This window comes from Sphingomonas sp. SP4 (assembly GCF_058313375.1).
Genome location: NZ_JBZFLE010000001.1, coordinates 271,031 through 296,588 on the forward strand (window position 1 = coordinate 271,031; position 25,558 = coordinate 296,588).

Here is a 25,558-nt window from a genome sequence, read left to right on the forward strand (position 1 = left end):
GCTTAGTTCGGCGGAAGCAGGAACTGTAGCGGAACGTCGACCCGGGAGGCCCAGCTGATCTCGTTATGCTTCTGGCCCGGATAATTGCGGGTGAACCAGTTCACGCCTTGCTTGTATCCGCGCTTGGCCACTACGGCGTCGACCCGCTGCTGGTAGCGCGCATAGACCGCGTCGAGCGTCTCGCTGCCGTGATCGAAATAGAGCCGGTGTGTCTTGGGCGAGGGCAAAGCCGGCGCCAGGTAACGCTCGAACGCTGACGACACCACTTCATATTCCACGTCGTTCACCGACTTGCCATCGGGCGTCATGAACAAAGGCCAGTGCGTCGACATCATACCCGCCGCGCCAAACACGTTCGGATATTCGTCGATCGCGTAGAGCGAGATCAAAGCGCCCATCGACGATCCCATGATCGCCGTGTTCGCCCGATCGGTCTTCACGTTGAAGCGGTGGTCGATCATCGGCTTCAGCTCACGGACGATGAACTGGAGGTAGCCGTCCGACAGCGGGCCGCCGCCGTAAAGCGCGCGCACCTTGTCCCGATACGAGGCCGGCAGTCCGTTGAACGCCTTCGAAGGCACATATTCCTGCAGCCGCTTCGGCGTGTTCCAGATGCCGACGACGATGGTCGGGCGCGCCTTCTTTTCGCGAATCAGGGCGTCGAGATGCTCGTCGATCTCCCACTCCATGCCGTAGCCGGACGTACCCTTGTCGAACAGATTCTGGCCGTCGTGCATGTAAAGCACGGCGTACTTTTGTCCGGTCGCCTTGTAGCCGCTCGGCAACCACACAACGACGCGGCGCGGGTCGGTGTACTTGGATTGGAGCACTCCGAGATCGACGATCGTGCCCGCGCTTACATGCACCGGCTTCAGAGCTTCCCCCGCTGCCGGCGCCGCGAACAGCACCAGCAGCGCAATCAATATGCGGCGGATCATTTGCCGAGCTGGACGAAGCGGACCGCTGCGCCGCCGCCCGGCGCAATGCGCATGGCCATGCGGTCGGCAGACGTGACGACCTTCTGCTCAATCACGATCGACCGTGGGTTGGTGCGGTAATCGGCCGCGTCGCCGTCGCGGTAGATCTCCGCGCGATACTTCCGGCCCGGCTCGAGGAAGCTCAGCGGAACGTCGAAGTGACGCTCCTGCTCATCGCCGACGGCGCCGAGGAACCAGTTGGTGGACCCACGCTGCTTCCGCGCAATCACAACTAAGTCGCCGACTTCGCCAGCCAGCATGCGGGTGTCGTCCCAATCGACCGCGACATCCTTGATGAACTGGAACGGCTTCGGGTTCGCGAGGTAATTCTCCGGCAGGTCCGCCGCCATTTCGATCGGCGAATAGAGGACGACGTAAAGCGCCAGCTGCTTCGCCATCGTCGACAGGATCTGGGTGTTGCCCTTGCCCGTCAGACTGAGGATGCCGGGCGTGAAGTCCATCGGACCTGACAGCATGCGCGTGAACACCAGGTTCGCCTCATGCTCCGGCGGATTCTTGGGGTCGCCCCAGGCGTTATACTCCATGCCGCGCTGGCCTTCCCGGCTGATCCAGTTCGGATACGTGCGGCGTAGCCCCGTGTCCTTCACCGGTTCATGCGGGTTGACCGCAATCTGCCGCTTGGCGGCTTCTTCCACGACCTTCAGGTGGTGGTTCACCATCACTTGGCCCTGGTGCCATTCGTAATGGATTTTGCCGTCGGCGCCGAGCGCCTGGATCCCACCCGCATCCGACACGTAGCCGGTCTTCACCGCGTGAATTCCGAGCTTCTGGTAGAAGTCCAGCGCGGGGATGAGTTGCTTTTCGTAGTTGGCGATGTTGCCGGCCGTCTCGTGGTGGCCGATCAGCTCGACACCCTTCGACTTTCCGTAGCGGACGACCTCGGCGATGTTGAAGTCGGGGTAGGGCTCGGTGAAACTGAAATCCCAGCCCCAGCCGAACCAGTCATGGTCGCCGTCCTTGTCCCAGCCCTTGTTCCATCCTTCGACGAGGACGCCGCCGAACCCGTTCTTCGCTGCGAAATCGATGTAGCGCTTTGTGTTCGCGGTGGTGGCCCCATGCTTCGGCCCGGAATTCCAGGTCGATTTGTCGAGGTGCATTTCCCACCAGATGCCCACGTACTTCATCGGCTTGAACCAGCTGACGTCGCCAATCTTGTTCGGCTCGTTGAGGTTCAGGATGATCTGTGCCGACTTGTAGAGGGCCGGCGCATCGGGCGCGATCATGATCACGCGCCACGGAGTTGCGAACGGAAGATCGCGGCTGACCTTCGGGCCCGTCGATGAAGGCATCAACGTCGCCTTCAGCGTGCGATTCGCAACACGGCGCAGGTCCATGCCGGAATAGTCGACCAGCGCAGCTTCGTGGAAAGACAAGTGAAGGCCGCTCGCGGTGCGGATCGTTAGCGGCGTCTGGGCGAAGCCGATCTGCTCGACCGGCGTGGTGCGGTAGAGATATTCCTCGCGGTTCCACTCCTGCGCGTCGTCCCACCATGCGGTGCCGGTTTCGGCGACGTTGAACTCGGTCAGCTCGTCCGCGATGTTCGCGTGGGTGAAGTTGGGCCCCTTCGGCAGCTCGTAACGGAAGCCCACACCATCATCGAAGATGCGGAAGACGACCGTCATCTGGCGCTTGAGCTTGTCCTTCTCCTGGAAGTTGACCGTCAGCTCGTTGTGATGATCGCGAATGTTGCGATATTCGCCCCAGGGTTCCTCCCAGGTCTGATCGAAGCTCCGTGTCGCCTTCGACGTGACCAGGAAGTCGCGCAGGATCTCAGGAGCATCGGTCAGCAAGAAACCCAAGCGGCTTTCGTTGATCACCGGCTTGCCGAGGCGCGTGACGATATATCCGATGCGGCCTTCGCCGTTCAGCGTGAGGTCGACGTGGATATTGCCCGACGGTGACGAAGCCGACGCGACGATCGTCGAGCCCTTGGGCGCTTGCGCCACATCCTGAGCCGCTGCGGGAACGACGACCAAGCACAGAACCAGTGCAGCCAGCACACGAAACAGGGTCATGGAATCTCCTCAATCACTGCGGCGTACGGACCCAGCTCCGCACCATCGATCCGGCCAGTGCTGATGACGGCCTTCCCGGATGCGCTGAACGGGACCGGGCGATCAGACAAGTTGAAAGTGCACAAAAGGCGCTCGGCCCGATCGCTGCGCTCGAACACCAGCTTCTGCTCGCCGGCTTCGATCATTCGCATCGCGCCATGTCGAAGCGCCGCATGCTGGCGCCGGAAGCGCAGGGCCTTGCGGCTGAAATGCAGCATCGAATCGTTGGAAGCTTGCTGCCTGTCGACTGCTAGCTCCACGTGATCCTCGCCAACGGGCAACCATGGCTCGGCCTCGGAGAAGCCGAGGTTCTTTGCATGCTGCGTCCACGGCATCGGCGTGCGCGCACCGTCGCGGCTCAACGTCAGCGGCCAGTTCGAAATCGCTTCTGGATCCTGCAGGCGTTCGAAGGGCACGTCGACTTGCGGCAGGCCAAGCTCTTCGCCCTGCCAGATCGTGATCGATCCCCTGAGGCTGGAGAGGAGCAGCATCTTCATCCGGGCGAAAGCCTCACGATGCTCATCGCCGACCCAGCGCGAAAGAGCGCGCGGCGCGTCGTGGTTTTCGAATGCCCAGGTCGGCCAGCCTGAATCTTCCGGCCAGTCTTTGGACACTCGTGCGACGAGCGCAGGCGTGAGCTTCTCCGCATAAAGGAAGTCGAAGCTGTAGGCGCTGTTAAGTCGGCCAGCGGCGGTGAACGCCTTCATCTCAGGCAGCGGGTCGTCGCCGCCGACTTCCGCGACGGTGAAGCGGCCCTCGCGCTCGTCGGTCAACTGCCGAAGACGTTCCAGGAACTTCACGATGTCCGGGTGCGACTGGTTGTAGATGTGCGCCTGAAAATCGAACGAGCGCGTGCGCTTGCCGCCCGGTGCTGCCGGCGGATTGTCGCGAAGCTCGGGGTCGTGCATCGCAAAATTGATCGCGTCGATGCGGAAGCCGTCGACACCGCGGTCAAGCCAGAAGCGCGCGGCGCTCAGCAACGCATCCTGGACCTCCGGATTGTGGACGTTGAGGTCTGGCTGCTCGACCAGGAAGTTGTGCAGATAATATTGGCCGCGTCGCGCGTCCCACTGCCAGGCGGGGCCACCGAACACCGACTGCCAATTGTTGGGCGGTGAGCCATCGGGCTTCGCATCCGCCCACACGTACCAATCGGCTTTCGGATTGCTGCAGTCCGTGCGGCTCTCCTGAAACCAGGCATGCTGGTCCGACGTATGCGAATATACCTGGTCGATGATGACCTTGAGGTTCAGCGAATGCGCGCGTTCCACGAGCGCATCGAAGTCGGCAAGGTCACCGAATACTGAATCGACGTCGCAATAATCGGCAACGTCGTAACCGAAATCGCGCATCGGCGAGGTGAAGAAGGGCGACAGCCAGATCGCATCGACGCCTAGTTCGGCGACATAGTCGAGCTTCTGGGTGATGCCCTTGAGATCTCCGACGCCGTCTCCGTTCGAGTCCGCGAAGCTGCGCGGATAGATTTGGTAGACGACCGCGCCTTTCCACCAAGGCACGTCGGACCCGGATAGAGATGCGGTCGCAGACTCCTCAGCGAGCATAGCAGACTGCGTAACCGAGAGCCGGAAGGTCGGCGACCACGCTACCCGGTGCGTCAGCCCTCGCGGCGCACGTTCCGGCAAGCGTCTCGAAATTCTGCGAGCGCGTCTCGACGCGAACCTGCTGGCGCACCGGCGCACTCGACGTGTTGAACAGCAGCAGCATCTCGCGTCCGCTCGACGGGTCGAAGCGCGACACAGCGAACAGGCCAGGCTTGTCCTGCGAATAACGGATAATCTGGAGCCCGCGCGTCAGTGCGGGGTGCGACGTGCGGATGCGCGCCAGATGGGCGATCTCACGATAAATCGGATGGTCGGCGTTGAAGTTAGACCTGGCCGTCGTGGACTTCGTCCCCAACAGCGGATCTTCGTTGTAACTTTTGACCTGCGACGGGAACATGTCCTGCCGTGCGGCCTGGTCGCCTCCCTTGCCGACGAAGCCTTGCTCGTCGCCATAATAGATCGTCGGGACGCCGCGCAGCGTCAGCAGCATCGCATGGCCGAGCATGTCGCGCTGAAGCAACTCGTTCTTCGGCAGCTTCGGCGCGAACATCTGCATCAACATCGGGAAGCGGCCGGCGTCGTGATTGCCGAGGAAGGTCGGCAGCTGCAGCGCGGCCGGGGCACCGCCTTCGTACAGCGGATCGGCTCGGAAAAGCTTTGCCAGCTCGTCGGTGCCCGCAGCACCCGACGCAACATCGATGACCGCTCGCCCGAACGAGAAGTCGAGGACCGCCGGAAGCTTATCCACGCGCGTGTTCACCGCAGTGTGTGCGGGGTCCATCTCCGATGTCGCGACTTCGCCGAAGATGTGGAAATTCGGGATGCCGCGAGCCTTTGCGCGTGCAAGCATGGCAGGCACAAATTGCTGCCAGAATTCCGCGTTCACATGCTGGGCAGTATCGATCCGGAATCCATCGACGCCATATTTGTCGATCCAGGCGCCGTAGATCTCGATCATTCCACGAATGACGCGCGGATTCTCGGTGAACACGTCGTCCAGGCTCGAGAAGTCCCCCATCGTGCTGGATTCGCCGCGGAACGTGCTGTTGCCGCGGTTGTGGTAGTAGATCGGATCGTTGAGCCAGGCCGGAACTTTGATGTTCTTCTCGGCTGCGGGGACCTGGACCGTATAAGCGTAGTTCGGGTCCTTCAATTTCGCGAAATTCGCGGCGCTTCCGTCACGCTCCCCCACGAAGCCTGGATTGATCGGCGCTCCTTTGACGCCGCCGCGCCGCTGGTAGGGATAGTCAGCGATGCTGCGGTACGGACAGTCGAGACCGTTCTTGCACTCGGCGTACTGGATGACGTCCGCCGTGTGGTTCACGATGATGTCCATGTAGACCTTCATGCCGCGCGCATGCGCCGCGTCGACGAAGGTCTTGAAGTCTGCGTCGGTGCCCAGGTGCGGATCGACGCGCGTGAAGTCCGTGATCCAGTATCCGTGGTAGCCGGCGCTCTCTTGGCCGGGCGGACCTTGCACGGCCTTGTTGACGAACACCGGCGTCAGCCAGACCGCGGTGGCGCCCAAACCTTGGATATATCCGAGTTGCTTCGTCAGCCCTTTCAGATCGCCGCCGTGGAAGAAGCCGGTCGCCGTCGGATCGTAACCGGTCTGCAGGCGATCGCCGGAAACTCCCCCCCGATCGTTCGAAGGATCGGCGTTCTCGAACCGGTCAGGCATAACGAAGTAGATCACTTCGTCTTGCGGGAGGCGGTTGCGATAGGCGGGGGAGGAGGATGCTGCGGAGAGCAGCGCTAACGCAGTTACGATGGACATCAGGCGGGGACCAGCTCGCGGTTTACGGGTGCAAATTTACTGACGAAAGCGCCGTGCTCCGGCCATCGCGACACTTCCGCAATGTGCGCTTTTTCGAGCCCGTCGAGGAACTCGCGCAGGCGCGACTCGGGCAGCAGGTCAGCGATCGGATGGTACGTCTCAGGAATGAGGTTCTGCCCGATCATCACCTGGATCCATGCACGTGCGTCGAACAGCTCGTCGAAGCTCGACGTCACGCGGCCGGTAGAGCCGAACAAATCGATCTTATGCTGCAGTAGCTCGGGCACTTTCATGCTGCGAAGATCGTCCCAGAAGGGCTCACCCTCGCGCTGATTGTAGTGATAGTGGAAGATGATGAAGTCGCGAATGCGCTCCATCTCGAAGCGGGCGCGGTCGTTGAAATCGTTTCGTGTCGCCTGGCTGATTTCGCCGGCGGGCAGCAGCTCGATCAAGCGCGTGATCGCGGTCTGAATGACGTGGATGCTGGTCGATTCCAGCGGCTCGATGAATCCGGACGACAGGCCGATGGCGACGACGTTGCGGATCCAGGACTTGCGTCGAATACCCGGCGTGAAGCGGATGGTGCGCGGCTCGCCTTTGAGCTCACCATCGACATTAGAGAGAAGGATCTGTGTCGCTTCGTCCTCACTCATCCGGCGAGAGGAAAAAACGTGTCCGTTGCCGATCCGGTGCTGAAGCGGGATGCGCCATTGCCAGCCAGCAGTGCGAGCAATCACGCGAGTCAGTGGGATGAGCGGCTCGACCCGCGCGCAGGGCACGGCGACGGCGCGGTCGCACTGCAGCCATTCCGACCAGTCCTCAAACCCGGCTTCGAGTTCCTGCTCGATCAGCAGTCCGCGGAAGCCGGAGCAGTCGACGAACAGGTCGCCAGCCACACGGGTGCCATTCGCAAGAAGGACCGCTGCGACATCGCCATTTTGAGCGTCGCGCTCGACGGCGACGATCTTGCCCTCCTGCCGAACGACGCCGCGCTTTTCAGCGAAGCCGCGCAGGAACTTGGCATAGAGGCTGGCGTCGAAATGATAGGCGTAGGGCAGGGGCGGAGCGACGCTGCCCGGGGGACGCTGCACGTGCGCGAAGCGGTTCCCAGCGACGGCGATCGTGTGAAGGATGTAATGGCCGAGTTGCTTGGAGATCCCGAGCTTTCGGCCGCGCAGCCAATAATGGTGAAAGGGAACTACCCCAAGGGCGCTTCCGACAAGGCCGAAAGCATGAACATAGGCTTCGTCAGGCTTGCCCCAGCCGTCGAAGGCGATGCCTAGCTTATAAGTTCCGCCGGTCGCCGCCAGGAATTCGGGCTCTTCGATACCGAGCGACTGATTGAATTGAGCGATCGACGGGATGGTGGCCTCGCCGACGCCGACGGTTCCGATCTCGTCGGACTCGACCAGGGTAACTGACATGCCGGGCAGGCAGAAACGCGACAGCGCAGCTGCGGTCATCCATCCCGCAGTGCCGCCACCAACGACGACAATGCTCCGCTGCTTCATGTCGCTCATCTCAAGCTTCCATAGCGCAAGCACCCGGCGGCACCGAAGTGCCGCCGGGGCCGCTCAGATCAAAGACCGCGTTCTGGCGCCGCAGGCGGAGGCGGAGGCGGCGGTGCTGGCGGGCAGGTCGCCGTCGCCTCGATCACCGTTCCGTCTGCGCAGGTTTGCGTCGCGGGCGGCGGCGGTGGCGGCACGGCCGCCGGAGGAGCCGGAGGCGTCGGCCTGGACAGTCCGAACTTGTACGAAGCGCCGAGCAGCCAACGCGTACCGTAGGTTTGATAATCGATGATGCGCAGGTTGCTGCCGCTGCCGTCGTTGGTCACGAACGGCTCGTTCGTCAGGTTCTGGCCCTGCAGGAAGAAGGCAAGGCCGTAGAGCTTCGAGTTCTCCTGGAATTCATAGCCGACCTGCGCGTCGATAATGGTCGCTGCTTCCGCATGGCGCAGCGTGCGGTTCGCGCCGAAGCCCGAAACCTCACCGACATAGCCGGAGCGATAGCGGACGTTACCGCGAGCGCTGAAGCCCCACTTTTCGAAGTAGAGGGTGCCGTTGGCGACCCACTTCGAATAGCCCGGCAGATCGGTCGTGGGACCCCCGACGTACGGGTGGATCCGCGACTTCGTGTACGCGACACCGCCGGTCAGGCCAAAGCCGTCGAGCGCGGAGACGAGCTCTCCGAACGGAACGGTCGCACCGAGTTCCACACCGTACATCTTGCCGCCGCTTACGTTGTACGGCTGCTTGAGAATGCCGTTCGTGATGCCTGCGGGCGGAAGGTAGGGAAGTTCCCCCGGACCCGGATTCGGATTCGTCGTCTGGAAGTTCGTTGGAACCGGGAATGCCGAGAAGTCGAACGTGTCGCCCAGGAGGTTCTGGTCGACCACGAACGTGTCGAAATATTTGTAGAAGAACTGGGCCGAAATGTAGCCCTTGCTTCCCCAATATTTCTCGAAGCTGAGGTCGGCCGCGTTGGCGCGGAACGGCCTCAGCTCGGGGTTACCGGCATCGCCTTCAATCTGATTCAGGTTCTCGCCGTTGGGGCCCGAGTGGACTGCGACACCATAGCGGAACGCCTGGCGCAAGTCGTCGATGCGCGGACGCATCACTTCGCGGGCGAGGCCTACGCGGATCACCCAGTCCGACGGGAAGCGGAACGAGAGGTTCATCTGCGGCATCACGTCCCAATACTTCGCGCCATTCTTGACCGGCACGAGCGTATTGTTGCCGGTATTGGCAAAGAAGCCGCTGCTGCTCTGATCCGTATGAACGGCCTGGACGCCCACGTTGCCGGTCAGTTCGGCCGATCCGACCTGCGAGCGGATGTTGAGGACGCCGTAGAGCGTGCCGAGATTTTCCTGGATCTGATACTGCTTCACGGCGACGTCGAGCGCCGTGTTTGGAACCAGGCTGTAGATGCCGGCGTGGAGCAGCTGGTTCGGGTCGTACGCCAGGCTGGGGCCGAGGCCGAGCCAGTTCAGGTTGACAGGATCCAGCAGATACTGATCCGGCACTCGAAGTTCGCCGGCCTGGCTGCCGTCTGCGAACCGAACGAAGGATTCATCCGGCGTCAGCGACTTGTGGTGGTTCGTCCAGTTCGCGCCGACTACGACGTTGGACAGGAAGCTGCTGTCCAGGTCCTTCGCGACCTGTCCCTGGTACTGCCAGATGCGATCGTTGACGATTCGGTTGTTGTAATAGCCCGGGCCGCCCCAATTGCGGGGATCGGTGATCACGATCTGGTCCGGATCGGAAAAGTCGATCGTGTGGGTAAAGGTCGTTCCGTGGTGGTTCGTGTCGAACCCGAACGTGTCGTAATCGCCGCTGAAAACATAGCCGGTGCCGGCATAAGTCTCGAAGATCAACTCGTTACGCTTCGTCTTCGAATAGCTGAGATCGAAGAAACCGTGCCAACCATTCGGGCCCTCGTAACGCGTGTTCCATCCGAATGCGTACAGCTTCGCATTCCGCGGCTGCGCTACGTTGCGGACCACCGGATAGACGTTGTTGAACGTTCCTGATGTCACGACGCCGTCCTGCACGCCGCCCTGCGAGGCGAGCGTTGTGCAGTTATTTCCGGTCGTGTCGCAACCGGCCCACTGCAGCGGGATCTCGATGCCGCGTGCAATCTGGGAATCCTTAAAGTTGGAATAGAAGCCATCGACGGTCGTCACGATCGTCTCGGTCGGCTTGAACTGGACGGTGCCCGTCAGGCCCAGGCGCTTAAGTTCGGTCGACCTGTTGTAGGGCTTCGCACCACCAATGACGACGTTGCCATTGCCGGCATCGGCGTAACCCCAGGAGTTGAACTCCCTCGACTCGTACGGCTCGTCAGCCCATGCACCGGCGAGCGAGATGCCCGCTCTGCCATCGGCAAACTGGTCGACGTAAACCGCATTAAGCCGGTACCCGTATTTCTTCGCGTCCGGGTTGAGCTTGCCGATCTCCGGGTAGACTGCGCGAGCGCCGACCGAGATTACCCTCTTGCCATATTCCAGAGGACGGATCGTCCTGAGGTCGACCGTTCCGGCGATGCCCTGCCCAACGACGGAGGCGAGCGGCGTCTTGTAGACGTTCACCTGGTTGATGATTTCCGACGGATACTGATCGTACTCCACCGCACGATTGTCGCCCGTGGAGGTCTGCTCGCGACCGTTGAGCAGCGTCGTCGAGAAGTCGGGGCCGAAGCCGCGGATCGAGATATACTCCGAACGGCCGTTCAGCGTCTGCGACGTCAGGCCCGGAAGGCGTGCAAGAGACTCGGCGATCGAGGCGTCCGGGAGCTTGCCGATATCCTCGGCGCTCACCGATTCAACGATCTGGTCGGCTCTCTTCTTCTTGTTGATGGAATTTTGCAGAGCCGCACGGAAGCCGGTGATGACGATGCCCTGATTGTCATCCTTCGCCGTCGGTGAGGCGGTGTTGTCCGTGGACGCCGGCTGCGCGGTCGCGGCGCTGGCCGCCCCGGTAATCGCCGGAGTTTCCTGGCCCCATGCCGGTGTTGCCGAAAGTGCCATCGCAACCGCCAGCGGGCTAGCCGCCGCCACGAAGCGCGAACGCGTAGATATGCTGATCATTCCTGTTCCCCTCAAACCGGCGAACTCCCGCGCGCCGGGTGCACTCAACGTCAGGGGCCTACAGAAAAACCCCCTCTCCCGAGTCGGGGGATAGACACACACTTCCGGAAGCGAAACGTACTGGAACAGCTATACATACGTATTCAGAATGGTAGCGTTGCCGGGATGACACAGAGGCGGCCGACCTCGTTTGACATTGCAGCGCTTGCGGGGGTTTCACAGCCCACGGTCTCGCGCGCCCTGAGCGGTAGCCCATCCGTGAGCGAGGAGACCCGAGCCCGAGTCATGGCTGCTGCGGAACAGCTCCAATATAAGGTCGACAAGAACGCTTCGGGCCTCCGGCGCAGGCAGTCTCAAACGCTGGCGCTGTTGTTCTTCGAGGAGGCGAAGGAGGGGGCGGTGATCAACCCCTTCTACCTGTCGCTCATCGGCCCAATGGTCCGGTGCTGCGCGGCGCGGGGCTACGACCTGCTCATATCCTTCCAGCAGCTCTCGTCCGACTGGCACGTGGACTATGAGGACAGCCGAAAGGCCGACGGGATCATTCTGCTCGGTTACGGAGACTATCTCGAATACCGGCCCAAGCTCGAAGCCCTGATCAGGCGCGGCACTCACTTCGTTCGTTGGGGCACGGCGGGTGAGGGGGAGCTTGGCGCCACGGTTTACTCGGACAACGAGCAGGGCGGCTTCGACGCGGTCACGCATCTCATCCGAGAGGGACGCAAGCGGATCGCGTTCGTCGGCACCGTCGACCCGGGCTATCCCGAATTCCTCGATCGCTGGAAGGGCTATTGCCGGGCACTGAAGACAGCAGGACTCGAACTCGATGAGCGGCTGCAGGTCGATGCCGGACCCGACGAAGCTGCCGGTCGCCTGGCCGTCGAGCGGCTGGTTGCCCGCCAGGCCGAGTTCGATGCAGTATTCGCGTCGAGCGACGTGGCGGCGATTGGGGTCATGCATGCGCTTCAAGCAATGGGACGTCGTGTTCCCCAAGACGTGGCCATCGTCGGCTTCGACGACATCCCCGCAGCGAGCTTGTCCAGCCCGCCGCTGACCACAGTGACCCAGGACTCGAAACAGGCAGCGGAAGCGCTGGTCGAGGCGATCCTGTCTTCGGTCGAAGGTGGTTCCCCGAGCAGGCGCGTTCTTCCGGTGCGGCTTACAATAAGGGAGTCCAGCGTCACACGCTGACCGCTTGCGCAAGCAAAACGCGCCCGTAGGTTGGCCACGCATGAACGACGGATTCACGCGCCGCGAAATGATCGGCGCCAGTGCAGTTGCACTCACCCTGGCCAACACGAGCATCCAAGCCTCGGCCGCATCGGAACCTTCCGCCCATTCTCGTCAGCGCGAGCGATTGAAGCATTGGCGCTTCCACCTCGGCCATGCGGCGGATGTCGAAAAGGATTTCGGGTTCGGGCGTGATCAACGCACCTTCGCCAAGGCTGGCGTTGCCGCGGATGCGGCCATGCCGAAGTTCGACGACAGTGCGTGGAAAGACGTGCAGGTGCCGCACGACTGGGCTGTCGCACTGCCGTTTGCCGATCCGAAATCAGCTCCGCCCAAGGACCGCGCGGACTCCATGGCGTCGCACGGCTTCAAAGCCATCGGCCGCGACTATCCGGCGAACAGCATCGGCTGGTACCGCACGCCGATCGCGGTGACTGCGGCGGATCAGGGACGTCGCATCTGGCTCGAATTCGATGGCGTGTTCCGCGACTGCCTCGTGTTCGTGAACGGCTATGTCGTCGGCCGCAACGAGAGCGGCTACGCACCGTTCCGCGTCGAGATAGACGACTTCCTTGATTACGACGGTGGCCCCAATGTGATCACCGTCCGCGCCGACGCGACGCTCGGCGAGGGCTGGTTCTACGAAGGCGCCGGCATCTATCGGCATGTCGATCTGGTTCGCGCCGACCCCGTACACATCCGGCAATGGGGTGCGTTCGTCCGCAGCGAGATCGAGAACGGGCGCGCGAAATTGCTCGTCGAGACGGAGGTCGTGAACTCCAGCTCCGAGCGGGCGCAGATCGTCTTGCGTCAGCAGGTGTTCGATCAACGCAATCGGCTCGTAGCGGAGTGTGAGGACTCGACGTTGGATGTGGAGCCCCGCGGTGCCGCAGCGCCGAACGAGTCCACATTCGTCGACGCGCCAGAGCTATGGTCGATCGAAACGCCTCACCTTTATACACTCCGCTCCGATCTGCTGCGTGATGGGCGAGTGATCGACACGACGGAAACCCGCTTCGGCATCCGCGACATTCGCTTCGACGCGCAGCGCGGCTTCTTTCTCAACGGCAGGCCCGTGAAACTGCTCGGCACCTGCAACCACCAGGACCATGCCGGCGTCGGTACCGGCATTCCTGACACGCTGCATCGATGGCGCGTGGCGCGGTTGCAGGAGATGGGATCGAACGCCTGGCGCAGCGCGCACAATCCGCCGGCGACCGCGTTGCTCGATGCCTGCGACGAGATGGGCATGCTGATGATCGTCGAGCAGCGCTACAACAGCTCCGACGAGGAATCGCTGTCGCAGCTAGAGCGCACGATCCGCCGGGACCGCAATCATCCAAGCGTGATCCTATGGTCGCTTGGCAATGAGGAGCCGCATCAGGCGACCGAACGCGGTGCGCGCATCAGCGCGGAGCTAGCGCGCCATGTGAAGCGGCTGGATCCGACGCGTCCGACAACGTTCGCGATGGACCAAGGTTGGGACAAAGGCGTCGGCCGCATCGTCGACGTGCTCGGCTTCAATTACCGCACCAATCAGATCGAGGCCTATCACGGGCGCCACCGCGAGCAGCCGGTCTACGGTTCGGAGACCGGCAGCACCGTCGCGACGCGCGGCGAATATGCGAACGATCCTGCACGACACATCGTCCGAGCCTACGACACCGAACATCCCTGGTGGGCGACCACCGCGGAGGAGTGGTGGACGATCGTCGCGGATCGCCCATTCATCGCCGGCGGCTTCATCTGGACTGGCTTCGACTACCGGGGGGAGCCCACGCCCTATGCGGCATTCCCGAGCATCAGCTCGCAGTTCGGCGTGCTCGACACCTGCGGTTTCCCGAAGGACAATTACTTCTACTATCGCGCGTGGTGGCGGCCCGATCAGCCGTTGGTGCACCTGCTGCCCCATTGGAACTGGGCCGGAAGGGAGGGCCAGCCGATCGAAGTCTGGGCGCACGGCAATTCCGACGAGATCGAGCTTCGGCTGAACGGCCGCTCTCTGGGCCGCAAGACCATGACACGCAATCGGCACCTTCAATGGAACGTGCCCTATGCGCCGGGGAAGCTGGAGGCGATCGGATACAGTCGCGGACGAATGGTCGCGCGCGACGTGCGGGAAACGAGCGGCCCCGCGCACAGCGTCCGGCTCAGGCTCGACCGTCGAATGGCGAAAGCCGGCGACATCGTGATCGCCAACGCCGAGGTGCTGGACTCACGAGGACGGCCGGTCCCAACTGCGGACAATCTGCTGCGCTTTTCCGCCATCAAGGGCGAGGTCATTGGCGTTGGCAACGGCAACCCGAACAGCGTGGAGCCGGATGTCGCCAGCGATCGCCACGCGTTCAACGGACTGGCCCAGGCCATCGTCCGCGTCGGCCGCGGGCCGGTCGATGTTTCAGTTTCCAGTGATGGACTTGTCGGAGCCCGCGTAAGGATTGTTGCCCTATGAAGTTTCGCATTCTTCCCGCCTTGCTCGCTGCAATCGCGACCTCCGTTCAGGCAGGCCAACCCGTTCCGCCGCCGCGCGGCGGTCTCTATCTCGGTGGCGACCTTTCGTACGTGAACGAGATGGAGGATTGCGGTGCCGTCTATCGCCTGCGCGGCAAGCAGATCGATCCGTTCAAGCTGCTCAAGCAGGAAGGCGGCAACATTGTCCGCGTGCGCATCTGCAACAATGCGACCTGGACTAAGTACAGCGACTATGCGGACGTTTTGAAGACCATTCGCCGGGCACACAACGCCGGGCTGCAGGTCCTGCTTGATTTCCATTATTCGGACGATTGGGCCGACGGCGGTAAGCAGATCGCGCCCGCTGCCTGGGCTAAGCTGAGCACGGATGATCAGGTCAAGGCGCTGCACGATTACACGCTCGATACGCTGCGCAAGCTCGATGCGGATCGCGCGATGCCGGAAATGGTGCAGGTCGGAAACGAGACCAATCCTGAGCTGCTTGGAGGCAAGATCCCGGGGCAACCGATCAATTGGGAACGCAACGCTCGCCTGCTGAACGCGGGGATCCTGGCGGTGCAGGAGGCGGGACGCACCGGCTCGATCGCGCCTCGGATCATGCTGCACGTCGCCCAGCCTGAGAACATCCTCCCGTGGTTCGACGCAGCAACGAAGGCTGGCGTGAAGGGGTACGATCTGATCGGCATCAGCTATTACAAGAAGTGGTCAAAATACTCGCCCGAGCAGCTGAAAGAGACCATCGCCGAAGCCAAGAAACGCTACGGCAAGGACATCATCGTGGTCGAAACCGGCTATCCGTTCACGCTCGCCGGCGCTGACACTGCGACCAATCTGCTAGGCGAGGACGCGCTCGTTCCGGGCAGTCCGGCTACGGCCGACGGCCAGCGCAAGTTCATGATCGACCTCACCCAGCTTACCGTCGACGCGGGCGGCATCGGCGTCGTTTATTGGGAGCCCTATTGGGTCTCTACTCGCTGCGGCACGCGCTGGGGCAAAGGCTCAGACTGGGAGAACGCCACCTGGTTCGACTACAAGAACCACGACGCGCTGCCCGTGTTCGAGTGGTTACGACACAAGTACCGGCGCTAGATCACCACCAGGTCGCGTAGAGCGCCACCAGGATCGCGATGATGATCAGAGCACCGATGTTGAACCCGGTGCTCGTGCGGAATGTCACACCTTCCATCGTGATTCGATTGCTCTCCACGGGTGCAGGGCGAGCCAACGAGACCACGACCGCAAGCGCGAGCGAGATGAAAAACACGATGGTCATCCGGTTCATGAAGGGCACCGCATTCAATGCGCCTGATCCACCCCAATCAGCGGGCAACCAGAAGATGAAGCTGATAACCACCGACGCGATTGCGCCAACGAGTGCGCCGGCCTCTGTCGCTCGCTTCCAGAAGAGCCCCAGCAAGAAGATGACAGTAATGCCGGGTGTTACGAAGCCCGAGAATTCCTGGATGTATTGAAACGCTTGGTCGAGGTTTCCGAGTAGCGGCCGCGCCGTGAGGATGGCGATGATGATCGCTGTGACCGCTGCAATGCGTCCGATGAGGACAAGATGGCGCTCTTCGCTGACGCTTTCCCCTTTCGCGTCTTCTGCGCGCGTCCGCTCGCCCCGAAACTTCGCGTAAAGGTCGAGCGTGAAGATCGTGGCAATCGAATTGATCTTGGAGGCGGTGGACGCGATGATCGCAGCAATCAGAGCTGCGAAGACAAGACCAAGCAGCCCTCTGGGCAGCATTGCCATCATCGTTGGATAGGCCTGATCCGGCTTCTGCAGGTCTGGCGCTAAGACGACTGCGGCGATTCCGGGCAACACGATTATCACCGGCATGAGAAGTTTGAGAAAACCGGCGAAGATCACACCGCGCTGAGCTTCGTCCAAGCTCTTCGCAGCGAGCGCGCGTTGAATGATGTACTGATTGAAACCCCAGTAGCTGATGTTTGCGATCCACATGCCACCAATAAGTACGGCCAAGCCGGGCAGCTCTTTGTAGTGAGGGTTGTCCCGCGAGAGGATCATCTGAAAATGATCCGGAACGCGGCGGGTGAGCTCAGTGAACCCGGCGATGATGCCTGCGTCCCCACCAATCTTGGTTAGAGTCAGATAGGCGATGATCAAGCCCCCCATTACGAGCAGCGTCACTTGAACGATGTCCGTCAGAGCGACGGCCTTGAGCCCGCCCCGTAGCTGATAGAGCAGCGCGAAGGCGCCGAGCGCGATCAACGCGACATCCTGATTAACGCCCGCGACTTGCGTAACCGCGAGAGAGCCCAGCCAAATGATGGAGGTCAGGTTCACGAAGACGTAAAGCAGGAGCCAGAAGATCGCCATCACGGTGCGGATCGAAGGCCCGAACCGTTGCTCCAGGAACTGCGGCATGGTGTAGATGTGGTTCTTTAGGAAGATCGGCAGGAAGAACTTGCCGACGATCAGCAAAGTCGCCGCGGCCATCCATTCGTAGGACGCAATGGCGAGGCCGATCGCATATCCGGAGCCTGACATGCCCACGATCTGCTCGGCCGAGATGTTGGCCGCGATCAGCGATGCGCCGATCGCCCACCAGGGCAGGTTTTTGGAAGCGAGGAAGTAGTCCGACGTATCCTTGTCGTGCCCCGGCTTCTCCCGCGACACATACTGCGCCAGGCTGAAGATGCCGATCGCGTAGGCGATGACGACTATGATATCGATCGTCGAAAGGCTCATCCGGGCTCCCCTCCCGTAAAATTTTGGCCGACCTTAGAGGCGGGCCCTCGCCTGTCTAGTGGGGCGGCAGGCGCAAAACGGTGGATTGATAAGGTTGGAGCCGGAGCGTCCCGCCGATGTCGCGATTGGCGAGAAGATCGCGTCCCCTGACGGCATATCGCGCCGGGGCAGCTGAGAGGTTGGCGACAATTAGGAAGCGTTCGCCTCCGTTGCTGCGCTCCACCACGAGCACATTGCCGGGTGCATCGATCACCCTTTGCGCTCCGTCAGCAAAAGCAGGGTGCTCGGCGCGCAACTTCAGCAGCGTCCGGTAATGATTGAGCAACGACTTCGGATTGTGCACTTCTTCGGCGACTGAGACGCCGTCGCCGTCGCGCGCCGCACGTTCCGTCCAATACGTCTTCGGTCCCTTGTACCAGTTCGCCTGACCCGGCGCTTCGACCTTTGCGCTCCACCGGAACGCTTCGCGCGTGCCGATGTCCTTCTCGTCGGACTTGTACTCCGGCCGCTGGATGCCGCGCATCCCGAGTTCCTGCCCATAATAAATGAGCGGCGTGCCCTGCAGCAGCATCGCCAGCGTCGCCGCAGTACGCAGCTTCTCCGGCGTCATCCCTTTGTCGGAGGCGATGCGCGGCATGTCGTGGTTTTCGACGAAGACCAGCTCATGCCGGCCCGGCGGGATCGCCTTTGCGACCTGATCGATCGCCGCCACGACCTTCGCTTTGTCGAAGGTTCGAATCGCGTTGGCGATGGGGAAGGCGAAAGCCGCATCCACGCCGCCGCGCTGAAGGAAATCGCCGCCGTCGCCCCAATCCCATTGCTCAGCGACAAGATTCAGCCTCGGGTTGCGTGCCTTGAGCTGAACGAACACCGGCTTCCAAAAGTCGTCGAACAGGTTCGTCAGCAGATGCTTGTTGTCGAGGTCGTCCATCATGTGATCGAGGCGAAAGCCGTCGACCCCATCGGAGAAATCGCCGTCCCCGTTCGGGTCGACCCAGCGCAGCAGATAGTCCGTCGCCCAGGCGCGAAACTTGGGCGACTTCATGTTCACCGTCGTGATTCCCGTTTCGGCGTCGGGGAAGCGTTTGGCGATGGTGATCCCGAACGGCCCTTCCTCGAGCTTCGTGTTGTTCGGGCCGTGGAAGATCAGGAAGTCTGAATAAGGCGATTGCGGATTGTTGAGCGCCGACTTGAACCAGGGATGGTCGTAAGCGACGTATTGGAATTCCTGGTCGAGATAGAGCTTCATCCCCCGCGCGTGGATCGCGGCGACGAGGCTGCGATAATCGTCCATCGTCCCGAACTCGGGATCGACTCCCTCGAAGTCGCTCGCGAAATAATTGTGGTAGAAGGCCGACGGATAGATCGGCGTCAGCAGGATCGACGTGACGCCGAGCCGCTTCAGATAGTCCAGGCTCTGCTCGATGCCCTTGAGGTCGCCTTCGCGATCGCCGTTGCTGTCGCGCATCGAGCGGGTGAAGATCTGGTAGAAAACTTCGTCCTGAAATTTGGCGGGCGCAGGGGCCGAAGCCATTGAGGGCGACACTTCGGCCGCTGCGCCGGCGCCGGGAGCGAACAGGAGCGCCCCCATCAGGACTCCGAGAAGCCGCGTCACGCGGCGAGCTTCGCGAAGTCCGGAATGCGATTCCATCGCATCGGCGCCACTCCGCCATCGTCAGGCGGAAGCACGTGCGCGATGCGTCGTTTCAGAGGCTCGGGCCAATCTAGGAACGTCTGCGGGTGCGCAGCACTCGACGGAATGTCGTCGCCGCGCATGAAACCGCGATAGGCGAGGGCACGCATCTCCGGCGGCATCGAGCTCCAGTGCGGCATGAACCACAGGGTCAGGAGCGGTCGTTCCAGCTGGGTCTGGTTAGCGAACGCGCCGTGGATCAGCCGCGCGTCGCCGATCAGCAGGTCGCCCGCCTTCACTGGAATTGCCACCTGCTCCGGATGATCCGCGTAGGCCGGGTTGGTCGGGTCCTTGAAGCCTTGCATTCCTTCCGAATGCGCCGTGTCCAGATGATGCAGCGGATGGTCGCGCCGATGCGATCCCGGGATCACGCGCAGGCATCCGTTTTCAACATTGGTGTCGGTCAGATAGATCATCGCGAAGAGCTGGTGACCGCGCGGCTGATAGGCGCTCGCGTCGTCCCAGCCCCACCAATCCTGATGCCAGAACAGGGGCGGACCGCCGCCAGGCTTCGAGATCAGGAAGCCGCCAGTGAAGCGAGGGTCCGTCGCTCCGGACGCGCGAAGCAACTCGAGCAAGGCAGGCGAACCGATCACATCCGCATATTCGGGATTGTCGGCGAGATGGATCAGCGATCCGTTCGACTTCACGGCATCTCGCGCTTCGGCGCTCTCGCGGAACAGGGTCGCGTGAGCGCGGAGCAGGAGCGAGTCCATGAACTTGGCATCGAACACGCCGGGGATGCGGACGAAGCCGCGGTCCTCGAGTTCGGCGGCAAGCGGGGCGGTGTGCAACTGCGTGGCCATTCGATCAGCATAAGTCGGCGGGAACTGTCGGTCAGCAGACATGGCTATAGCGCGCAGGTACAAAAACTATCCCGCATTTGACCAGCTGTTCTGTTGTGGGACCTTGTGCCTATGCGCAAAAACTATCACTCACTTGCTCAATGGTGCTCCGCCCGATCTGCGAACCTGTAGAACTTCCGCTCGGCACATCGGTGATTGCCGAGCGCGTGCAAATCGCGCCCCAAGCGCACGACATCGGCCGATTCATGCATTTCCACGACGTCGCCGAGCTGGTTCTGTTTCGTCATGTGCGCGGAGACTTCATTGCCGATGGGCAGCGGCACGCGTTGACGGACGGAGCGATCGTGTTCGTGCCGTCCATGCATCACCATGATTTCGAACTTGAACGCGGTGCGATGGAATGGGTGCTTGTTCAAATCGATCCCTATGTCGTCGAGACCCTTGCTCGCGGGATACTTCCGCGATTGAAGCATCCATTCTGTGCGACACCCGACAATCGCAGCCGAGAGCGTGTTGACGTCTTGGCCGATTGGCTGCTCGACGCCGCGAAAGGCCCCAGTGTCGAGCGTATTGTCGAACTGCTTCTACACGTCGCCGCCGAGGCGCCCACAAGTGTTCCGTCGGGGCCATCGGAAAGTCCCGCACGTGTCGCGCGATTGCTTCCCGCGCTGGAGCGTCTGCGGACCGCTCCCGCCGATCCGCTCACGCTCGAAACTGCAGCCAGCCTATGTAGCCTTTCGCCGGCCTATTTCTCGCGGCGGTTCCGGCAGCGGTTCGGAATGAACTTCACCGATTATGCCCGGATCTACCGGCTGCACCTCGCGGCCAGACGCCTGGTCGATGTCAGTTCCAGCGTGTCGGAAATCGCTTACGGCGTGGGCTTTTCCAGCCCCGCACATTTTTCTGCGCGCTTTCGCGAGCGCTTCGGTATGACACCCAGGGAGTATCGGGCGAGCGCGCGTTCGCGGGCGGCCTAAGGGAGGGGAAATAGATGGACCGAATGACGATCGAGAAGCCGCGCCAGTCGTTCGCGCGGCTCATGAACATCTCGTTCGGCTTCTTCGGAATCCAATTCGGCTTCGCGCTCCAGAGCGCCAACATGAGCCGCATCTTCCAGACGCTCGGGTCGAGCCTCGATGACCTGCCAGCGCTGTGGATCGCAGCGCCCCTCACCGGGCTGCTGATTCAGCCGATCGTCGGCCATATGTCCGACCGCACGTGGCTTGGTCGGCTTGGTCGCCGTCGGCCCTATTTCGTCGCGGGCGCGATCCTCGCCGCGCTGTCGCTCTTCCTGATGCCCTTGTCGTCGAGCCTGCTGATGGCGGCGATCCTGCTGTGGGCCTTAGACGCAAGCCTCAACATCACAATGGAGCCGTTCCGCGCATTTGTCGGCGACATGCTGCGCAAGGACCAGCACACGGCCGGCTACGCCGTGCAGACGGCCTTCATCGGGATCGGCGCGGTGCTGGGTTCAATCTTCCCATTCGCCCTCGAACATTGGGGGATTTCCAACGCTTCCGCAGGCGGCGGGATTCCCGACACCGTCCGCTACAGTTTCTGGGTCGGTGGCGCCGCACTGTTCGTCGCGGTTCTGTGGACGGTCATCACCACCAAGGAATATTCGCCGGAAGAACTGTCGCAGTTCGGCGAAAGCTCGGAACATCCGGACAGCGATGAAACGCTCAACGCCCTCGGCAGTCGCGGCCTGAGTTCGAGCCTGATCTGGATCGCCGCCGGCCTGTCGGTCGTCCTCGCCGTGCTCGAATGGCAGCTCGAGAAAGAGATGTATGTCCTTGGCGGCCTTCTGATCGCCTACGGCCTTGCCACCATCGTCGCGATTCAGCTGGCCAAGGCTGGCAACCGGTCAAACATGCTTGCGCATATCGTCGGCGATTTCTCCGGCATGCCGACCGTGATGAAGCGGCTCGCGGTCGCGCAGTTCTTCAGCTGGTCGGCACTCTTCATCATGTGGATCAACACCACACCCGTCGTGGCACAGAACTTCTACGGGTCCGCTGACGCCGCGAGCTCGGGCTATCAGGAGGCAGGCAACTGGGTGGGCGTTCTCTTCGCCGTCTACAACGGCGTCGCAGCGGTCGCCGCGCTAGCGTTGCTGCCATGGCTTGCCAGGTCAGTCGGCAAAGCGCGCACCCACATGATCTGCCTGCTCGCCGGCGCGGCAGGCTACGCCAGCTTCTTCCTCATCCACGATCCCAAGCTGCTCGTGATCTCAGAGATCGGCATCGGCATCGCCTGGGCTTCGATCCTCGCAATGCCCTATGCGATCCTCGCCAGCGGCCTGCCGCAGCGCAAGCTCGGCATCTACATGGGCCTGTTCAACATCTTCATCGTCGTGCCGCAGCTCCTGGTTGCGACCGTGATGGGCTCGATCATGAAGGCCTTCTTTCCCGACCAGCCGATTTGGACGATGCTCGCCGCCGCGATCGTTATGGGATTGGCGGCCCTGGCGATGACCCGGGTCGAGGCGGACTAGGGTTCCACACTAGTTGCCCCTAGGGAGGGATGGGCTTAACGGCAGCGCCGTGACTGCCTCCCTCCACACCTTGAATCCGACGCGTGCGCCCTCGCTCGACGCAATGGTCGCCCTTGTCGCGAATGACATGAACGGCGTGAACTCCGTCATCCTCGAGCGGATGCAGAGCAAGGTTGCGCTGATTCCGGAGCTTGCGGGACATCTCATCGCCGGCGGCGGGAAGCGGATGCGCCCGATGCTGACGCTCGCGAGCGCGAGCTTGCTCGGGTACCCGGGTACGCGCCACCATAAGCTCGCCGCTGCGGTCGAGTTCATCCACACCGCGACGCTGCTGCACGACGATGTCGTCGACGGCTCCGGGATGCGCCGGGGCAAGCGTACCGCGAACCTCATCTGGGGCAATCCCGCGAGCGTCCTGGTCGGCGATTTCCTGTTCAGCCGCGCCTTTGAGCTGATGGTCGAGGACGGCAGCCTCAAGGTGCTGCGCATTCTCAGCCATGCTTCCGCCGTGATCGCGGAGGGGGAGGTCGACCAGCTCACGGCTCAGCGCCAGGTCGGCACCGACGAAGACCAGTATCTCGCCATCATCAGCGCCAAGACCGCCGCGCTTTTTGCCGCAGCCTGCCGCGTTGCACCCGTCGTCGCGGAAGCGAGCGAAGAGGATGAGCAACTGCTGGAATGCTACGGCAAATATCTCGGCATTGCCTTCCAGCTTACCGACGATGTCATCGATTATGCGTCCGACGCAGCCACGATGGGAAAGGGCGTCGGCGACGACTTCCGCGACGGCAAGATGACCTTGCCCGTGATCCTGGCCTACGCGCGCGGATCGGAAGAAGACCGCAGCTTCTGGCGGGCGGCAATGGGCGGCGAACGCGTGTCCGACGATGACCTCGCGCACGCCATCGCCTTGCTGAAGTCGACCGGCGCATTGTCCGACACCGTCGAGCGCGCACGCCAATACGGCCGCCGCGCAATCGACGCGCTGGCCAAATTCCCGGCGAGCAAGGCCAAGTCCGCTCTCGTCGAGGCGGCGGAGTTCGCGGTCGCTCGCGCTTATTAAACGGCCGGTCCGCGTGACTGGCGCCTGCCACGCCGCATGCTAGTCCCGCTCCCGTTTCTGAGGAGATTCGTCGCATGCGCTTGAAGTTTGTCGCTGCCGTTGGCGCCGTCCTGTCGATGCCAGCCGGAGCGGCCAAGCTCCATCAATATGCAGGCCTCGCGCTAAGCCCAGCGGGCGACCGCGTTGCTGCAGTCGAAAGCGACGCCGTAGCGAACGCGACCAGCAAGCAGCACGGCCGCATCGTCATCCGTTCCGCCGCGAACGGTGCGGTCGTCTCGATCATCGATCCATGCGCCACCTGCGACTACTCCGGCCTCACCTTCGCCCCGGACGGCAACCTCATCTTCCTGATGCGTGATAAGGGCACGACCCGCCTGATGCGCGCTGGCGCGGCCAAGCCCACCACCATTGCCACGATTTCCGGCATCGCTCAGGAGCCGCGCTTCTCGGCGGACGGTCGCCGCATTGCCCTCCTCGTGACCATCGGTGCACGCAAGGAGGCAGGCGCCACGCAGGCCGGCGTTCGACAAGTCGGCGAGATCGGCGAACAGAACGACGAGCAGCGCATCGCAATCGTGCCCGCAACCGGCGGAGAGCTGAAGCCGGTGTCGCCCGCCGATCGTTACATCTACGAATATGACTGGACGCCTGACGGCACGGGTTTCGTCGTTACGTCCGCGCTCGGCAATGGCGACAATAATTGGTGGATCGCGACGCTCGACCGCGTCGATGCAGCGACCGGCGCAGTCCAGCAGATCGCCGCGCCGAAGATGCAAATGAACCAGCCCCGTGTATCGCCGGATGGCCGCACGGTCGCCTTCATCGGCGGGCTGATGAGCGACTTCGGTTCGATCGGCGGCGACGTCTACACTGTGCCAATATCCGGTGGTGAGCCGGCCAACCGGACACCCAACTACCCTGGCAGCTTCACGTCGCTGCTGTGGGGGCGTGCGGGCCTTTCCGCGTCAGCGCTGATCGGGGACCAGATGGCCATCGTTCCCATCGATCCTGCACGTACCGCCGCGCGTCCGATCTGGTCTGCTCCGACGTCGATCGCCGCTGGCGATGCCAAGTTCGCCCGCTCGGCCAACGGCCAAAGCGTCGCGTTCGTCCGCCAGGACTTCGAGCATGCGCCGGCGATCTTCGCCGGCCCCGTCAACGCGCCAAGCCAGATCACACGCGACAATGCCTCCTGGGCTCCTCTGGTCAGCGCGCGAAGCCTGACCTGGAAAAGCGGCCCCTACAACGTTCAGGGCTGGCTGCTCGCCCCCCGCGGCGCTGTTCCCAATGCGAAGGCGCCCATGGTTACCGTCGTTCACGGTGGACCGGCCGCAGCGAACGTTCCGAACTTTGTCTGGCAGGGTTCGAACGCCGATCTCATCCGCGCCGGCTATTACATCTTCCTGCCCAATCCGCGCGGCAGCTACGGCCAGGGTGAAGCCTTCACCCGCGCCAACATGCGCGACTTCGGCGGCGGCGACCTGAAGGATATCCTGGCCGGCATCGATGCGGCGGAGCGCGCCGCGCCGATCGACGACAATCGTCTGGGCCTGATGGGCGGCAGCTATGGCGGCTTCATGTCGATGTGGGCGAACACGCAGACCAATCGCTTCAAGGCGATCGTGTCCGGCGCTGGCCTGTCGAACTGGGTCAGCTATTACGGCACCAACGGCATCGACCAGTGGATGATCCCGTTCTTTGGCAAGTCGATGTACGACGATCCGGACGCCTATTGGGCAGTCTCTGCGATCCGCACGATCAAGAACGCCCGGACGCCGACGTTCATCTATGTCGGTGAGCGCGACATCGAAGTACCGCCCACGCAGTCGGTCGAATATTGGCACGCCCTGAAGGCGATGAACGTGCCCACCAGCCTCGTCATCTATCCGGGTGAAGGGCACGGCATTCGCGACCCCAAGAACGCGAGCGACGTGCGGCAACGTACCGTTGCCTGGTTCGACCGTTATCTGGGGCGCCCAACGACGGCTCGTTGATGCGCAGGGCTGTCCTACAGGATGGCCTTTGTGCGACAGGCGCGCTGTGACCCGAACCCGGCTCTTCGTTCCCAACGCGCGATTGGGATGCGGCGCGGGGCGCATCACGCGTGGGTG

The 25,558-nt window shown here is 62.5% G+C and carries 16 protein-coding genes; 7 read left to right on the plus strand and 9 right to left on the minus strand.

Annotated elements, in window-relative coordinates; all coding sequences use genetic code 11:
* Nucleotides 1–2 precede the first annotated feature (2 nt).
* From AC4GYV_RS01450 to AC4GYV_RS01475, 6 genes are read right to left on the minus strand one after another with little or no spacing between them, the layout of a single operon-like run.
* Complete coding sequence (locus tag AC4GYV_RS01450) at nucleotides 3–938, minus strand: alpha/beta hydrolase (protein WP_491098890.1); 936 nt, start codon at nucleotides 936–938, stop codon at nucleotides 3–5.
* A complete protein-coding gene (locus AC4GYV_RS01455) occupies nucleotides 935–3,013 on the minus strand; it encodes a glycoside hydrolase family 97 protein (RefSeq protein WP_491098891.1) in 2,079 nt (692 codons plus the stop codon). Before AC4GYV_RS01455 ends, AC4GYV_RS01450 begins: the two co-directional genes overlap by 4 nt.
* The gene (locus AC4GYV_RS01460; protein ID WP_491098892.1) at nucleotides 3,010–4,614 is read right to left on the minus strand and encodes an alpha-glucosidase; all 1,605 of its coding nucleotides are present in this window, start codon (nucleotides 4,612–4,614) and stop codon (nucleotides 3,010–3,012) included. The genes AC4GYV_RS01455 and AC4GYV_RS01460 overlap by 4 nt, the downstream gene beginning before the upstream one ends.
* A complete protein-coding gene (locus AC4GYV_RS01465) occupies nucleotides 4,604–6,391 on the minus strand; it encodes an alpha-amylase family glycosyl hydrolase (protein ID WP_491098893.1) in 1,788 nt (595 codons plus the stop codon). Before AC4GYV_RS01465 ends, AC4GYV_RS01460 begins: the two co-directional genes overlap by 11 nt.
* A complete protein-coding gene (locus AC4GYV_RS01470; RefSeq protein ID WP_491098894.1) occupies nucleotides 6,391–7,911 on the minus strand; it encodes a tryptophan halogenase family protein in 1,521 nt (506 codons plus the stop codon). Before AC4GYV_RS01470 ends, AC4GYV_RS01465 begins: the two co-directional genes overlap by 1 nt.
* A 59-nt stretch (nucleotides 7,912–7,970) precedes the next feature.
* Nucleotides 7,971–10,976, minus strand: coding sequence for a TonB-dependent receptor (locus AC4GYV_RS01475; RefSeq protein WP_491098895.1), 3,006 nt, complete (start codon nucleotides 10,974–10,976; stop codon nucleotides 7,971–7,973).
* 165 nt (nucleotides 10,977–11,141) lie between these two features.
* Between AC4GYV_RS01475 and AC4GYV_RS01480 the strand changes: the two genes are divergently transcribed.
* The 3 genes from AC4GYV_RS01480 to AC4GYV_RS01490 are packed head-to-tail and all read left to right on the plus strand — an operon-like array spanning nucleotide 11,142 to nucleotide 15,767.
* Nucleotides 11,142–12,167, plus strand: coding sequence for a LacI family DNA-binding transcriptional regulator (locus AC4GYV_RS01480; protein WP_491098896.1), 1,026 nt, complete (start codon nucleotides 11,142–11,144; stop codon nucleotides 12,165–12,167).
* A gap of 40 nt (nucleotides 12,168–12,207) precedes the next feature.
* Nucleotides 12,208–14,658, plus strand: a complete 2,451-nt coding sequence (gene galA / locus AC4GYV_RS01485) for a beta-galactosidase GalA (protein WP_491098897.1) — start codon at nucleotides 12,208–12,210, stop codon at nucleotides 14,656–14,658.
* Nucleotides 14,655–15,767, plus strand: coding sequence for a glycoside hydrolase family 53 protein (locus tag AC4GYV_RS01490; RefSeq protein ID WP_491098898.1), 1,113 nt, complete (start codon nucleotides 14,655–14,657; stop codon nucleotides 15,765–15,767). Before galA ends, AC4GYV_RS01490 begins: the two co-directional genes overlap by 4 nt.
* Before the next feature lies 1 nt (nucleotide 15,768).
* On the opposite strand, the gene AC4GYV_RS01495 is transcribed toward AC4GYV_RS01490, so the two are convergent.
* From AC4GYV_RS01495 to AC4GYV_RS01505, 3 genes are read right to left on the minus strand one after another with little or no spacing between them, the layout of a single operon-like run.
* Nucleotides 15,769–17,391 carry a sodium/sugar symporter gene (locus AC4GYV_RS01495; RefSeq protein ID WP_491098899.1) on the minus strand — a complete coding sequence of 541 codons (1,623 nt, stop codon included), beginning with the start codon at nucleotides 17,389–17,391 and terminating at the stop codon, nucleotides 15,769–15,771.
* Nucleotides 17,392–17,446: 55 nt separating this feature from the next.
* Nucleotides 17,447–19,042, minus strand: coding sequence for an alpha-amylase family glycosyl hydrolase (locus AC4GYV_RS01500; protein ID WP_491098900.1), 1,596 nt, complete (start codon nucleotides 19,040–19,042; stop codon nucleotides 17,447–17,449).
* Nucleotides 19,003–19,932 (minus strand): phytanoyl-CoA dioxygenase family protein, encoded by a 930-nt coding sequence (locus AC4GYV_RS01505; RefSeq protein ID WP_491098901.1) that lies wholly within the window; start codon nucleotides 19,930–19,932, stop codon nucleotides 19,003–19,005. Before AC4GYV_RS01505 ends, AC4GYV_RS01500 begins: the two co-directional genes overlap by 40 nt.
* A 98-nt stretch (nucleotides 19,933–20,030) precedes the next feature.
* Between AC4GYV_RS01505 and AC4GYV_RS01510 the strand changes: the two genes are divergently transcribed.
* The 4 genes from AC4GYV_RS01510 (at nucleotide 20,031) to AC4GYV_RS01525 (ending at nucleotide 25,441) form a co-directional block, all read left to right on the plus strand.
* Nucleotides 20,031–20,867, plus strand: coding sequence for a helix-turn-helix transcriptional regulator (locus AC4GYV_RS01510; RefSeq protein ID WP_491098902.1), 837 nt, complete (start codon nucleotides 20,031–20,033; stop codon nucleotides 20,865–20,867).
* 14 nt (nucleotides 20,868–20,881) lie between these two features.
* The gene (locus AC4GYV_RS01515; RefSeq protein WP_491098903.1) at nucleotides 20,882–22,384 is read left to right on the plus strand and encodes an MFS transporter; all 1,503 of its coding nucleotides are present in this window, start codon (nucleotides 20,882–20,884) and stop codon (nucleotides 22,382–22,384) included.
* A 103-nt stretch (nucleotides 22,385–22,487) separates the two neighbouring features.
* Nucleotides 22,488–23,447 carry a polyprenyl synthetase family protein gene (locus AC4GYV_RS01520; RefSeq protein WP_491100358.1) on the plus strand — a complete coding sequence of 320 codons (960 nt, stop codon included), beginning with the start codon at nucleotides 22,488–22,490 and terminating at the stop codon, nucleotides 23,445–23,447.
* Nucleotides 23,448–23,521: 74 nt separating this feature from the next.
* Entirely contained in the window at nucleotides 23,522–25,441 is a 1,920-nt protein-coding gene (locus AC4GYV_RS01525; protein ID WP_491098904.1) for a S9 family peptidase, read from the plus strand.
* Nucleotides 25,442–25,558: the final 117 nt, after the last annotated feature.